Annotated in this window: 17 protein-coding genes; 6 read left to right on the forward strand and 11 right to left on the reverse strand. The window is 66.3% G+C overall.

The window, feature by feature from the left end:
* Positions 1–840: ABC transporter transmembrane domain-containing protein (locus G3N99_RS22925; RefSeq protein ID WP_241011803.1), on the reverse strand; the 840-nt coding region annotated here is incomplete at its 3' end.
* A 119-nt stretch (positions 841–959) separates the two neighbouring features.
* Here G3N99_RS22925 and G3N99_RS22930 point away from each other — a divergent pair.
* Positions 960–1922, forward strand: a complete 963-nt coding sequence (locus G3N99_RS22930) for a LysR family transcriptional regulator (RefSeq protein WP_011355560.1) — start codon at positions 960–962, stop codon at positions 1920–1922.
* Between the two features lie 27 nt (positions 1923–1949).
* Here the strand turns inward: G3N99_RS22930 and G3N99_RS22935 are convergent, their stop codons facing one another.
* Positions 1950–2321, reverse strand: coding sequence for an MAPEG family protein (locus G3N99_RS22935; RefSeq protein WP_011355561.1), 372 nt, complete (start codon positions 2319–2321; stop codon positions 1950–1952).
* A gap of 301 nt (positions 2322–2622) precedes the next feature.
* On the opposite strand from G3N99_RS22935, the gene alr reads away from it, so the two are divergent.
* Positions 2623–3744 (forward strand): alanine racemase, encoded by a 1122-nt coding sequence (gene alr / locus G3N99_RS22940; protein ID WP_206123546.1) that lies wholly within the window; start codon positions 2623–2625, stop codon positions 3742–3744.
* 154 nt (positions 3745–3898) lie between these two features.
* Here the strand turns inward: alr and G3N99_RS22945 are convergent, their stop codons facing one another.
* The 4 genes from G3N99_RS22945 to G3N99_RS22960 all read right to left on the reverse strand — a co-directional run bounded on the left by G3N99_RS22945 (position 3899) and on the right by G3N99_RS22960 (position 6958).
* Positions 3899–4693 carry an enoyl-CoA hydratase gene (locus G3N99_RS22945; protein WP_206123547.1) on the reverse strand — a complete coding sequence of 265 codons (795 nt, stop codon included), beginning with the start codon at positions 4691–4693 and terminating at the stop codon, positions 3899–3901.
* A gap of 144 nt (positions 4694–4837) precedes the next feature.
* On the reverse strand, positions 4838–5290 hold the full coding sequence (locus G3N99_RS22950) for a DUF3592 domain-containing protein (RefSeq protein ID WP_174935890.1): 453 nt from the start codon (positions 5288–5290) through the stop codon (positions 4838–4840).
* Between the two features lie 10 nt (positions 5291–5300).
* A complete protein-coding gene (locus G3N99_RS22955) occupies positions 5301–5888 on the reverse strand; it encodes a hypothetical protein (protein WP_206123548.1) in 588 nt (195 codons plus the stop codon).
* Between the two features lie 179 nt (positions 5889–6067).
* Positions 6068–6958 (reverse strand): LysR family transcriptional regulator, encoded by an 891-nt coding sequence (locus G3N99_RS22960; protein WP_174941767.1) that lies wholly within the window; start codon positions 6956–6958, stop codon positions 6068–6070.
* A gap of 110 nt (positions 6959–7068) precedes the next feature.
* Between G3N99_RS22960 and G3N99_RS22965 the strand changes: the two genes are divergently transcribed.
* The 3 genes from G3N99_RS22965 to G3N99_RS22975 all read left to right on the forward strand — a co-directional run bounded on the left by G3N99_RS22965 (position 7069) and on the right by G3N99_RS22975 (position 9329).
* Positions 7069–7683 carry a nitroreductase family protein gene (locus G3N99_RS22965; protein ID WP_174986582.1) on the forward strand — a complete coding sequence of 205 codons (615 nt, stop codon included), beginning with the start codon at positions 7069–7071 and terminating at the stop codon, positions 7681–7683.
* An 85-nt stretch (positions 7684–7768) separates the two neighbouring features.
* Positions 7769–8755 carry a zinc-binding alcohol dehydrogenase family protein gene (locus tag G3N99_RS22970; RefSeq protein ID WP_206123549.1) on the forward strand — a complete coding sequence of 329 codons (987 nt, stop codon included), beginning with the start codon at positions 7769–7771 and terminating at the stop codon, positions 8753–8755.
* A gap of 76 nt (positions 8756–8831) precedes the next feature.
* Complete coding sequence (locus tag G3N99_RS22975; protein WP_206123550.1) at positions 8832–9329, forward strand: SgcJ/EcaC family oxidoreductase; 498 nt, start codon at positions 8832–8834, stop codon at positions 9327–9329.
* 151 nt (positions 9330–9480) lie between these two features.
* On the opposite strand, the gene G3N99_RS22980 is transcribed toward G3N99_RS22975, so the two are convergent.
* Positions 9481–10389 (reverse strand): LysR family transcriptional regulator, encoded by a 909-nt coding sequence (locus tag G3N99_RS22980; RefSeq protein WP_041493333.1) that lies wholly within the window; start codon positions 10387–10389, stop codon positions 9481–9483.
* Positions 10390–10479: 90 nt separating this feature from the next.
* Here G3N99_RS22980 and G3N99_RS22985 point away from each other — a divergent pair, with 90 nt between their 5' ends.
* Positions 10480–11010 (forward strand): DMT family transporter, encoded by a 531-nt coding sequence (locus tag G3N99_RS22985; RefSeq protein WP_206123551.1) that lies wholly within the window; start codon positions 10480–10482, stop codon positions 11008–11010.
* 46 nt (positions 11011–11056) lie between these two features.
* Here the strand turns inward: G3N99_RS22985 and G3N99_RS22990 are convergent, their stop codons facing one another.
* The 4 genes from G3N99_RS22990 to G3N99_RS23005 all read right to left on the reverse strand — a co-directional run.
* Positions 11057–11422, reverse strand: coding sequence for a response regulator (locus tag G3N99_RS22990; RefSeq protein ID WP_011355572.1), 366 nt, complete (start codon positions 11420–11422; stop codon positions 11057–11059).
* Positions 11423–11462: 40 nt separating this feature from the next.
* A complete protein-coding gene (locus G3N99_RS22995; RefSeq protein WP_174935907.1) occupies positions 11463–12422 on the reverse strand; it encodes a chemotaxis protein CheX in 960 nt (319 codons plus the stop codon).
* A gap of 32 nt (positions 12423–12454) precedes the next feature.
* Positions 12455–13036, reverse strand: a complete 582-nt coding sequence (locus G3N99_RS23000) for a hypothetical protein (RefSeq protein WP_174935909.1) — start codon at positions 13034–13036, stop codon at positions 12455–12457.
* The coding region (locus G3N99_RS23005; protein ID WP_241011804.1) for a methyl-accepting chemotaxis protein at positions 13033–13355 on the reverse strand (323 nt) is incomplete at its 5' end. The genes G3N99_RS23005 and G3N99_RS23000, both read right to left, overlap by 4 nt.

The following is a 13355-nucleotide window of genomic DNA, read 5'->3' on the forward strand; positions in this document are numbered from 1 at the left end:
CATCAGCACGATCAGCAGCGCCTCGAGGCTCATGTCGCCGTGCCGCACGCGCCACGCGCCGACCGCGATCGCGGCGGCCGCGCCGAGGCCGGTGCCGAGATCGGTGAGAAGCCGCGTCAGCAGGCCGAGTGCGAGCACCCAGAACGTGCTGTCGGACAGCGCGCGCGCCTTCGCGGCCAGCTTCGCGCCGAATGCCGTGCTTTGCCCGAACGCCTTCAGCGTCGGCAAGCCTTGCACCGCGTCGAGAAATTCTTCCCCGAATGCCTTGAACGCTTTCGAGCGCGCGAGCGCCGCGCGCTTGTCGGCGCGATGCACGAGCTGCGGCAGCGCGAGCGTGACGAGCGCCGCGACCAGCAGGATCGCGGCCGTCGGCACGTCCCACCACGCGAGCACCGCGAAGATCATCACCGGCGCGCAGGCGGCGATCACGAGCTGCGGCAAATAGGTGCCGAAAAAGGTCTGCAACTGCTCGACGCCGTCGACGACGGCCAGCATCACGCCGCCCGTGCGTTCGCCGCTGAACCACGCGGGGCCGAGCGCCGCGATCCGGTCGAACAGCCGCGCGCGCAGCGTGGCCTGCACGCGCCCGGCCGTGTGCTGCGCCAGCACCGTGCGGCGATGGTCAAGCCATGCACGCAGCAGCACGCAGGCCGCCGTTGCAACGACGGCTTCGCCGATGCTGCGCGCCGACGCGCCGGAAAAGACCAGCGCGAGCACGCGGCCGAGAAATACGAAGCGCAGGATCCCGACACCCATCGCGAGCAGCCCGAGCGCGACGGCCGCGGCGACCCGCCAGCGCAGTCCCGCCATCATTGCCCATAGTCGTCGGTCGAAATACATGAAGCCCTCCAGTCGTATCTGATGATGTTTTTTCTTGACCGGATCGAGGCTACCCGCGCGGCCCGCGCGCGGCAAAAGATGATTTTTCAACGGGTGTTGAGTCAACTACAATACCCCGCATGTCGCACCTTCCTCCCCTCAGCGCATTGCGAGCTTTCGAGGCGGCCGTCCGCCTCGGCGGGTTCGCGCGCGCGGCGGTCGAGCTGAACGTGTCGACGAGCGCGGTCAGTCACCAGATTCGCGCGCTCGAGGAATCGCTGGGCGCGCGGCTGCTCGAACGCAGCACCGGGCTCGGCGGCATCAGCCTCACGCCGGCCGGCGCACGCCTGCTGCCGGCTGTCAGCGACGCGCTGTCGCGGCTGACCGATGCCTGTGCCGAGATTCGCGGCACCGCGCAACGGCTCACCGTCTCCGCCAACGCGCCGTTTTCGGCGATGTGGCTCGCACGCCGCCTCGCGGAATTCTCGTCGCTTCATCCCGACACGCCGCTGCATGCCGTCGTACTCGACGACGAACCGGATTACGCGCGCAGCGGCGTCGATCTGGCGATCGTGCACGTGCCCGCGCACCGGCTGCAGGCCGATGACGACGTGTTGATCCAGGAGACTGTGTTCCCGGTCTGCAGCCCCGAGCTGTTTCCGTACGCATCGGGGCATGTGTGCCGCTCGCGACTGCTGCAGGAGATGCACGAGAACAGCCCCGAGATCGACTGGCGCAACTGGGCATCGGAATTCGGCTTGCCAGGCGACTTCGAGACGAAGATCGTCCGGTACAGCAGCTTCAGCCAGGTGATCGGTGCGGCAGTCGGTGGTGCGGGCATCGCGCTCGGCCGCATGCCGCTGATCGAGCCCGAGCTGCGCAGCGGACGCCTGGTGCCGTTGAAGCCGGGCATCGAACGCGCCGCGTCGTGGCGCTTCGTGCTGCGCCGCAACCCGTCGACGCGGCACCGGTTGCTCGATCCACTGATCGAGTTCCTGCGCCGCGAAGCAGACGCGGAAGCCGCGCCGATCGCGGGCCCGATCGTTGCGCCCGCATCCAACGACAGTCTCGTGCGCGGCACGGGCGGCGCGACCGGCAAGTAACGCGCCGGCCTCGCCCGCATGCGCCGCTTACGGCGCGGCGAAGAACAACGCGACCACGCACGCCATCCCGCCAAACCACACGAGCGAACGCAGCGACGCCCAGTTCAGCAGGTACATCAGCATATAGACGATGCGGATCGCGACGAACGCCATTGCGAGCTGGTCGACGCGATGCACGTTCGCGCCGTTGTGCCACGCCACCACCAGCGCGGCCGTGAACAGCGCGAGCGCTTCCCACGCGTTCTGGTGCGCGGCCTGCGCGCGGGCGCGCCAGCCTTCGAGCTTCGCCAGGTAGTCACGCGGCGCGCGGTTGTCGTAGCCCTTGCGGGCCTTCGCGAGAAACGTCATCGGGAACGGCAACAGCGCCACGATGAACAGGCACAGCTGGGACGTCGTCATCAAAAGTCTCCTCCTTTATGATTACATTGATCAATGACAAGATCGACGAGAGCTTAGCATTGCGCCGTGCTGTTCGCGCACCGGTTTTCTAGACGGGAGACTCGGCTGCACGGCCCGCCGGCAGCCGCGGCGAGCATGGTTCGGCACCAAAATTTCCACCAAATCGTCGACAAAAACGTTAATTAAAACTGGTCGAACACCAATAAGATAGCGTTCAACACTGGCCTGGCGCGTTGTCGCGCCAGGCCGCCGAACCTGCGCCGCCGCGCGCGCCAAACGACATCCGATCCGAGACATCGCCATGCCCCGTCCCATCGTCGCCCATATCCGCCCTGACGCCGTCCGCCACAACCTCGACTTCATCCGCCGCACCGCCGCGCAATCGCGCGTGTGGGGTGTGGTCAAGGCCGATGCGTACGGCCATGGCATCGAGCGGATCTACCCGGGCCTCGCGGCCGCCGACGGCATCGCGCTGCTCGATCTCGACGAAGCCATGCGCGTGCGCGAACTCGGCTGGGACAAGCCCGTGCTGCTGCTCGAAGGGATCTTCGAGCCGGCCGACGTCGAACTGGCCGATCGCCACCGCCTGACGGTGGCCGTGCACTGCGACGAGCAGCTCGACCTGCTGATCGCCGCCAAGCCGCAGCAGCCGATCGACATCCAGCTCAAGATGAATTCCGGGATGAACCGGCTCGGCTACCGCCCCGCCGCGTTCCGTGCCGCATGGGAGCGCGCGGCGAGCGCGCCGTCGATCGGCAAGATCACGCTGATGATGCATTTCGCAAACGCCGACGAAGGCGAAGTCGACTGGCAGCTCGACCAGTTCGATGCGACCACCGCGGGAATTCCGGGCGAGCGCTCGACGTCGAACTCGGCCGCCGTGCTGTGGCATCCGCGCGCGCACCGCGACTGGGTGCGGCCCGGCACGATCCTGTACGGTGCATCGCCGACGGGTGCGGCGCGGGATATCGCCGACACGCCGCTGATGGCCGCGATGACGCTGACGAGCAAGATCATCGGCGTGCAGACGCTGTCGCCGGAAGAAACCGTCGGCTACGGCCGCCGCTTCACGGCCGACCGGCCGATGCGGATCGGCGTCGTCGCGTGCGGCTATGCGGACGGCTATCCGCGCCACGCACCGACCGGCACACCGATCGCGGTGGACGGCGTAATGACGCGCGTCGTCGGCCGCGTGTCGATGGACATGCTGACCGTCGACCTGACGCCGTGCCCGAACGCGGGCATCGGGTCGAGTGTCGAGCTGTGGGGCGACCAGGTGAAGGTGGATGACGTGGCGGAAGCCAGCGGCACGATCGGCTACGAGCTGATGTGCGCACTCGCGCGCCGCGTGCCGGTCGTGATCGTGCCGCCGGGTGCGTCGAACGAACAGCCGACGCTGCGGACCGGGAGCTACGGGCGCTGACCGGCGGAGAGGCGGCGGCGCACACGCTGTTGCGTCGCCTGACGTGCCGCTTCGGTTGCGGGCCGCCTTGGGCGGCCCGTTTGCCTTGCCGTCCGAGCGAAAGGGGTGGGTTACGGCCCTTCCGCTGCGCTCGACACACTCCGCCGGTGACGCACTACGAACGCCACGTCGGCTTGCGCTTCTCGAGGAACGCGTCGATGCCTTCGCCCGCATCCTCTTCCATCATGTTGCGCGCCATCACGTCGCCCGCATGCGCATAGGCTTCGTCGAGCGGCAACTCGCGCTGGCGATAGAACATCTGCTTGCCATACCGCACCGCGGCCGGACTCTTCGCGACGATCTCCGCGACCTTGCGGGCGACGGCCGCATCGAGCGCATCCTCGGGCACGGCCTCGTTCACGAGGCCCCACGCGGCGGCCGTCGCCGCATCGACGAAGCGCCCGGTCACGAGCATGTCGAACGCGCGCTTCGCCGTGACGTTGCGGCTCAACGCCACGGCCGGCGTCGAACAGAACAGCCCGACGTTGATGCCCGATACCGCGAAGCGCGCGGTATCGGCCGCGATCGCCAGATCGCACGCGGCGACGAGCTGGCAGCCGGCCGCCGTCGCAATGCCGTGCACGCGCGCGATCACCGGCACCGGCAACGCGCGCATCGCGAGCATCACGCGGCTGCACTGCGCGAACAGCGTGCGGTAGTAATCGAGCTCGGGCTTGCTGCGCATCTGCCGCAGGTCGTGGCCCGCGCAGAACGCCTTGCCTGCGGCGGCCAGCACGACGCAGCGCACGTGCGGATCGGCCGCCAGCGACTCGAATGCATCGTGCAGGCTCGCAAGCATCGCCTCGGACAATGCGTTGAACTGCTGCGGACGGTTCAGCCGCAGCGTGACGACGCCGTCGTGCGCGTCGCGCAACAGGATCGGCTCGGCAGTCTCTTGATCGGATGTCATGATGTTCCGCTCGATGGGGTTCGGCAGGATTCGATGCGGCGTGAACGCGCGGCGTTGATGCGGGCACGTTCACGGCACCGTGAGGATGAAATGCTCCTCCACATTCCGTGCGACGTCCAGTCGTGGCGCAGCAGGCTCACACGGTCACGCGCGCGTGCGCCCGCTGCGCCACGCGCGCACGCCCGAGCGCAGTTGACTGACACCGACGAGGAAAAAGGCGGCGCCCATCCCGCCTATCATCAATACGTCCCCCCAGATCGCACCGAACGTATTCAGGCGCGCGCTCATCCCGGGCTCGTCGGGCGTGTAGCGCACCTCGACGGTCGCGCCGTCCTGCTCGCTGACCGCGCCGCCCTGCGGGTATTCGACCTGCTCGCCCGCAAGCGTCGTGAACGCGATCTCCGGATGATGCGGGCCCGCATTCAGCTTGATGACGCGCCCCGGCACGACGACTGACGTCCGCAGGAATTCGCGCGTCGACTGCGCATACAAGGCAGCGCCGATCAGCAGACAGGTGCCCACGACGAAAAAAACGACGCCCTTCGCGATCAGCGTTTCCGTCTGCTGCGCAGTAGTACGGCTGGAATCGGACACCATATCGCCCACCTCAAGGACGCGACTGATAGAACGACACGGCGATCTTCGACTGCGCCTTGCAGCGGTACATCACGCCGCGCCCCGTTTCGTCGGTGACGCCTTCGTACGGGCCGTTGCAGCCCGTGACCTTGTACTTCGCGAACGGAATGCGCTTGCCGTCCTGCGGCCGGACCAGCACCGGGATGCGCCCCGTCGGGCCGGCGCCGATCGTGCGAACGAGCACCATGCGTGTCGGATCGATCGGCGCGGACGAACGCACGTAGGCCGTGCGCCCTTGCGCGTCGGTCGTGCCTTCGACCTCGAGCTCCTGGTTGTCCTGGGCCGCGCTCGTGTACAACGCGAACGCATAGGGCGTGTTCGGCAGCGGCTGTTTCGTCTCGGGATCGTGCAGCACGAAATAGCACCCGTTGACGCCCCTCCCGGCCATCACCAGTCCGTCAGCCTGCGTGGGATTGCACGTGTACGACGAACCGCTGCTGACAGCCGCCTGTTGTGCATTCTGCAGCCCGGTGGTGTTGGCACATCCGCCTGCCAGCGCAGCCATCAGTGCCACGCATGCGCCGCGTACGAGCACCGCCCGATCGATTTTGATTGTCATGGGAAGGTGTCCCGTTCCTGATTGCTTGTTGTGGACGCCGGGCGTGCTGCGCAGGTCGCGCGGGCACGCCGCCCTCGGCATCCGGCAGGATACGGACATTGCCGTGTGATGTAAATCTCGCACCCGGCGAACGTCGCACGGCAATCGAATGATGGATGCGGCGACCGGAATCGTGTCGGCTACCCGAACAAATCGCCATGCGACTTCTGTTTCCAGTACTCCTGACAAAACTCCAGATAGGCACGCACGACGGACGACGGATGCCGATGAGACGGGTAAAGCAGGTTGAGTTCCTGTTCCGGCAACGGATGCTCGTCGAGCAAGGAAACGAGTCGCTGCGTACGCAGATCCTCCATGACCAGAAACGGCGGAAGCTCGGTCACGACGTCGCCGGCAAGCGCGCGACGGTGAAGATGCGCATAGTCGTTCGTGGCGAACAGCGGACGCGGATGAAATGGCGTCCCCCCCAGATTCCAGACCGGCTGCGCGTAGGCGCCAAGTCCCCAGGTTGCACACGGCAGCAGTTGCAAATCCTCTGGCGTTGCGGGACGGCCGTACTGTTCAAGCAGCGCCGGGCTCGCGACCAGCCGATGCCGGTACTGCAGGATCTTGCGCGCAACCATCGACTCATGCTCGATCGCCCCCACGCGCAGCGCCACATCGATGCCGTCGACGATCAGGTCGACGCGCCGCTCCGTCGTATAGACAAAGAGCCGGATGCCCGGAAAGCGCACCTGGAACGCCGCCAGTAAATCCCACCAGATATCGAACGTCGGCGGCAACGACAAGCGCAGAAATCCCTTCAGCTGATGCTGGGCACTGACCACCGCCTCCTTCGCTTCGATCAGCGCCTCGATTCCACGACTCGCGTGTTCGTAAAGCCTGATGCCGGCATCCGTCAATTTGGTGCCGCGAACCGAACGTTCGAGCAACTGAACGCTGAGTTGCCTTTCAAGCTCCCGAACCCGGCGGCTCAAGGTCGGCAACGGCACACCGGTGCGCAATGCGGCAGCGGACAGGCTCCCGGCCTGCACCACGGTCACAAACATTTCGACGGCATTGAGGTCCATATCATCCTCTCGAATTTGATAGGCAGTGTATCGGATTCGGCGATTCCTGAATGGCATCCGAACCCGCATAGTGGCTACGCGTACCTCACAACCGATCACCGGAGAAAGCGATGTCCACCTTCGAAACACTTTTGAAATCACGGGTTTCAACCAACAAATACGATTCCGCGCGGGCGCTGACCGACCAGCAGATCGACGAGCTGATTCAACTCGCAACGACTGCCCCGTCCGCCTTTAACCTCCAAAACTGGAAGTTTGTCGCCGTACGCAGCGCCGCCGGCAAGGCGAAGCTGCTGCCGCTGGCCTACGGACAGCAGAAGGTCGCCGACGCGGCCGTGACGTTCATCGTCTGCGGCACGCTCGAGCCGCACGTCACGCTGCCTGTCGCGCTGAAGCCGTCCGTCGAGCACGGCATTCTCGACAAGGGAATCTATGAAGGCTGGATCGGCGCCGCGAACAGCATGTATGGCGACAACCCCGCATTTCAGCGCGACGAGGCCATCCGCTCGGCATCGCTCGCCGCCATGACACTGATGCTGGCCGCGCAGGATCGCGGGCTCGCGTCGGGGCCGATGATCGGCTTCGATCCATCCGGTGTCGCCGCTGCATTCCACCTGCAACCCACCGACGTGCCGGTCATGCTCGTGACCGTCGGCCATGCCGCGCCCGGCAACTGGCCGCAGAAGCCGCGCAAATCGACGTCCGACGTCCTGTCATTCGCCTAACACGACACCGAAAGCCGATGCCGGCGTCATATCGACGTGCGCCGGCATGGCATCCCCCAGCATTCACATTCGACAAGGAAACACCATGAAAGCCTATGTCATCGAGCAGGCCGGCGGCCCCGAAGTCCTGCAAATCCGCGATATCCCGTCAATCGCGCCGAAGGCCGATGAAGTCCGCATCCGTGTGCGCGCGTTCGGCCTCAACCGTGCCGAAACGTATCTGCGTGCGGGCAAGATGGGCCCGATCGACGGCCCCCGCGTGCCGGGTATCGAGGCGGTCGGCGAAGTCGTCGAAGACCCGTCCGGCACGTTCCGGATCGGTCAGCGCGTCGCAACGTCGATGGGTGGATTGCAGTTCACGCGTCAGGGCAGCTATGCCGAGGAGGTCACGGTATTGCGCACCAACGTGATCGATCTCGACGGCACCACGTTGTCGTGGGAAGAACTCGCGGCGTTGCCGCAGGCCTACCTGACGATCTGGGGCGCACTGAACAAGAGCCTCGGCATCGAAGCGGGCCAGACGCTGCTGGTGCGCGGCGCGACGTCCACGGTCGGCCTCGCCGCGATTACGTATGCGAAGGCGTCGGGCCTCCATGTCATCGCAACGACGCGCTCGGCCAGGAACGAAAATCGCCTCTTCCTGGCCGGCGCGGACGACGTGATCGTCGACGGCGGTGAGATCGCAGACGATGTGCGGCGCCTCTTCCCCAACGGCATCGATGCAGCGCTCGAGGTCGTCGGCGCGGCGACGCTGCGCGACACCGCGAATACCTTGCGGCCGTTTGGCGCCGTCGCCGTCGTCGGGTTGCTCGGCGGGCCGCCGGTGATCGAGCATTTGAACCTGATGACCGACCTGCCGCCCGCGGTCAAGCTGAGTTTCTTCCCGAGCCAGTTGTTCGGCACGCCCTCGTTGCCGCTGGGCGACGCACCGCTGCGAATGATCGTGGACGGCGTTGCCAACAAGCAGATTCCGTCATTGCTCGAACGTACCTTCGCATTCGACGAGGTTCGACAAGCGCACGAATTGATCGAAAGCAACCGCGCGCTCGGCAAGCTCGTCGTCCTGGTGTGATCGTCGGACGGCACGGATCGCCTGCCGTGATCCGCGCCGTCCATTTCCTTATGCGCTATCCCGTCCGGAGATTCCCATGCACACATTCCTCAGCGCATCGGTTGCCGCGCTTGCCATCTTGCCGGCGGCCGTGTCGGCGGCCCAGCCCGACAGCAATCGCGTGGCGACCGAAGCGATTGCCGGTCAGCTCGATCGATACGAGAAGGCGCTCAATTCGTCGAATACGGACGAAGTGATGAAACTCTATGCCGACGACGCGGTTTTCATGCCGCAGAACTTTCCGACGGTGATCGGCAAGGACAACGTGCGAAAAGCGTACGAAACAATCTTCAGGACGATCAAACTGAACGTCACGTTCAAGATCGACGAGATCAAGCCGCTCTCGAACGACTGGGCGTTCGCCAGAACCCGTTCCAGCGGCACCCAGACGGTGCTGAGCAACCATCGGCAAAGCGCCGAAGGCAACCAGGAAATCTTCATCCTCCATCGCGCCAAGGACGGTGCATGGCAGTTCGCTCGATACATTTTTTCGACAACCAATCGCCCGAACTCGGTCGAGACGTCCGGACCGTAATCACGAGCCGGGATGAAAATATTCATCGCCCCTCGCTGTCCGCACCGAGCATGACGGCTGGCATCGGTCTTCCAGCGCTGCGATGGATCCGGCGGCATCAGCCGGCACCCGACTCCGGATCAATCCATCCGTCGTTACCCGGCGCGCCTCCTCAGTACCCGCCGCTCGCGACGCGCGCGATCGTCTGCCGCAGCCAGATGTGCGCGGCGTCGCCGTGCCGGCGCGCGTGCCAGTGCTGCGCGAACTCGAACGAATCGATCGGGAACGGCGGCTCGAACACGCGCAGCCGCGCGTCGTCGCGCACGCGGTCGAGGTTGCGGCGCGCGACGGTCAGCACGAGGTCGGTGCCCGCGATCAGGTCGTTCGCGACGCCCCAGAACGGCAGGATCACCGCGATGTGCCGTTCGCGTCTTAGCCGCGCGAGTGCGCGATCGACCTCGTTGTCCATCCCGTCGCGCATCGCGACGAGCGCATGCGGCCGTGCGAGCCACGCGTCGAGCGCGAGTTCGCCACGGCGCGGCAGCCGGCTCGCATCAGCCACGCACGCGAACGATTCGACGAACAGCGGTTGCGCATGCAGGTCGCGCTGCACCGCCGGCAGCACGCCGAGCGCGAGATCGACCTCGCCGTCCATCAGCTGCATCCGCATCGCTTCGCGGGTGGCCTGCGACACGATCAGCTCGATGCCCGGCGCGTCGGCGCGCAGCGTCTTCACGAGCGCCGGCAGCACGATCCGCGCGCCGTAGTCGGACATCGCGATGCGAAACACGCGCGTGGCCGCGGACGGATCGAACGCCGGCGGTTCGATCAGCGCACCGAGCCGGCCAAGGACGTCGTTCAGCGGTTCAACCAGTTCGTTCGCGCGCGCAGTCAGCTCGAGCCGGCCCGCGCGCCGCACGAGCAACGGATCGCCGAAGATTTCGCGCAGCCGCGCGAGCGCATGGCTCACGGCCGGCTGGCTGCGATGCAGCCGGACGGCGGTACGCGAGATGTGTTTTTCGCTCAGCAGCGCATGCAGCGTCACGAGCAGGTTCAGGTCGATGCGGGCCAGATTATTCATGAAATGAATATTAAGCATCCGAAGAACGAATTTCCATTCGCCATCTTAATGGATAACAATCATTTCAAATTCCTTTCGCGACCGACCAAGATGACGACTTCCCTTTCCTTCGCCACCCTTCCGCTCGCCGTCGCGGCTTTCGTCGCCGGCGCGCTCGTGCCGCTGCAAGGCGGCAGCAATGCCGCGCTCGGGCGTGCGCTCGGCCACCCGCTGTGGGCGAGCGTCGCGTCGCTGACGGTCAGCCTGCTCGTGGTGCTGCCCGTGCTGCTGGCCACGCGTGCGAACGCACCGCTGATCGGCGACGCGCTGCAGCGCCCGCTATGGACGTGGCTCGGCGGCCTCGCGGGCGTGATCTACATCACGCTCGCGCTGATCCTCACGCCGCGGCTCGGCGCGACGACCTTCATCGTCTGCGTCGTCGCCGGGCAAACGCTCGCGTCGCTGCTGATCGACCACTACGGGCTGATGGGGCTCGCGCAGCGGCTCGCGACACCCGGCCGCATCGCAGGCGTCGCGCTGATCTTCGCGGGGATGATCGTCGTGCAATGGCAGACGCCCGCGCCACGCGTGCCGGCCGCGACCGGCGACGCGGCGACCGCGCAACCCGAACCGCAGCACTGAATGCGTGGGCGGCAGCGGGCGCGCTGCGGCCCGAGTGCGATGTGCGTCAGCCCGCGAGCTTCTTCAGTGCGTCGAGCACCGCGTCGCCCTTGAACGGCTTCACGATCCAGCCCTTCACACCGGCGGCCTTGCCGCGTTCCTTCATTGCCGGGCTGCTTTCGGTCGTCAGCATCACGACGTTGACCGTCGAGTTCGCCAGTTCGCCGCGGATCTTCTCGACCATCGTCAGGCCGTCCATGTTCGGCATGTTCACGTCGCTGATCACGAGGCGCACGCCGGGCGTCGCCTTGAGCTTCGCGAGGCCGTCCTTGCCGTCGACGGCCGTCGCGACGTCCAGCCCGTGATTGCGCAGGAAACCCGCGACTTCGTCGCGCACCGTGCCCGAATCGTCGACCACCAGAATCTTTGCCATGTCGTATTCCCCTTCCTTTCCTTGTTGCTGACTTCACTATTCAAAACAGTTCGAGTTCGCCCGATTCGACCATCGGCCCCACGTCCTGCACCGATTCGCGGAAATCCTCCGGCGACCAGCTCAGGCTGAACACGAAGCGCTGGTCGAGACAGACGGAGCGCCCCGATGCCGGATCGGTCATCCGGTACTTGAAGCAGAGCTGCGGGCAGTCGCCGCCGAACGAGATGAACTTCTGCTTGTGATTGACGACGAGCGGCACCTGCACCGGATGGCGCGCCAGCGCCTCGGCGTCGCCGAGATAGCGGTTCTTGAACGCGCCCCACACGAGGTTGGTGAGTTCGCCGAGCACGCTGTTCACGTCGCGGAAATCCGGTGCGCGGCCGTCGTCGCGGTTGCCGCCGAGCATCTCGAGCAGCGGCTGCTCGCTCGTCTGCAGCAGCATGTAGCCGCGGCACCACGCGCTTTCGAGCGCGATCAGGCTGAACACTTCGCCGAAGATGATCTGGTCGCGCACGATGCACGGCGTTTCGTGCTCGATCGTCATGCCCGGGAACAGGCTGTCGATGCGCGCTTCCGTGATCTCCGAGATGCCGCGCACGAGTGCGTTCGGATAGTCGCGGCCGAACAGGTATTCGTCGATCGCGCGCTTGAGCGGCGTCATGTCGTCTGCGACGTAGGCCGCGCATGCGACGCGCGCGAGCGCCTCCGGCAGCCCGTCGCGCGATGCGAGCGACTCGCGGCGCAGGATGATCGGCAGCTCGGGGCGCAGCGCATCGATCTGCGTCGCGATGATCGCGCTCTCGGCCGGCGAGCCGCCGTAGTCCTCGGCCAGCAGGATCGCACCGAGGTCGATGTTCGAGCGCAGCACCTTCAGCAGCCGGTTGCGCCGTACGGTCAGGCCGACCAGGTTGTGCTCGTCGCAGAAACGCTTGATCGCGTCGGCGTGCGCGCGGCTGTCATCGAGCACGAGCACCTTGCTGACGGGTTTGTCCAGGGTCATCTCAAGGGTTCCTAATGGTCGGTCGGGGTCGGTCAGAACAGTTCGAGCTCGCCGCCGGTATCCACCGTGGCCGTTGCAGGCACATGGAAATCGACCGGCGCGTTCGCGCATACGCACAACGTCGCGCCGACCCGCACGTCGCCGTCGAGCGTCAGGTCGTAGGCCGCCACGTGATCCGGCGAAAGTGCGGGCAGGTAGTCGATGCTCGATCCGCTCAGCAGATACGGCGTCGACATCCCGAGGTCGGGAAACGGCACGGTCAGCGCCTGGTTGATCGCGCCGCAGCACAGGTTCGCGACTTCCATGAATGCTTCGGGCAGCGGCCGCTGGCTGCTCGTGCCCGCCGTCGCGCCGGCGAAATGGCGGCGCGTCGCATCGTCATCGCTGAAGCGCAGCGCCAGCAGCAGGCGGAAATGCAGCGCCGAGATCGTCAGCACCGCGACGTGCTCGGGCACCTTCGGCTTCGTGCGCGACTTCGCGGGCGCGTGATCGTGCCCGTCGTGTGCGGGGCCGGCGGACGGCCGGATGTCGCACGCGCCGCCGGACGCGAGCCGCGTACGCGCCGCGTCGAAGAAAATCCGCTCGAAGCCGGCCTTCGCCTGCGCGCTGATCACGCCGCGCCTCCTTCGATCCGCGCGTGCAGTTGCCCGGCCAGCGTCTCGACGGTCGCGAGCGCGGCCGTGATCATCTTGCCGCCGGCCTGAATGTCCTGGAACGTCGCGGCCGTCACGAGATCGTTGCGGTTCAGGCTGTCGCGATAGCTGTTCGACAGTTGCTGCGAGCGCGCGGCCAGCCCGCGCACCTCGCTCGCGACGATCGAGAAGCCGCGCCCGGCCGTGCCGGCGCGTGCGGCCTCGATCGACGCGTTCAGCGACACGATCGACACGTGCGCGACGATCGCCGACAGTTCCTGGTTCTTCGTGCGCATGTCCT

It is taken from the genome of Burkholderia sp. Ac-20392, from assembly GCF_017104585.1.
In the GTDB taxonomy this organism is placed as follows: Bacteria; Pseudomonadota; Gammaproteobacteria; order Burkholderiales; family Burkholderiaceae; genus Burkholderia; species Burkholderia lata.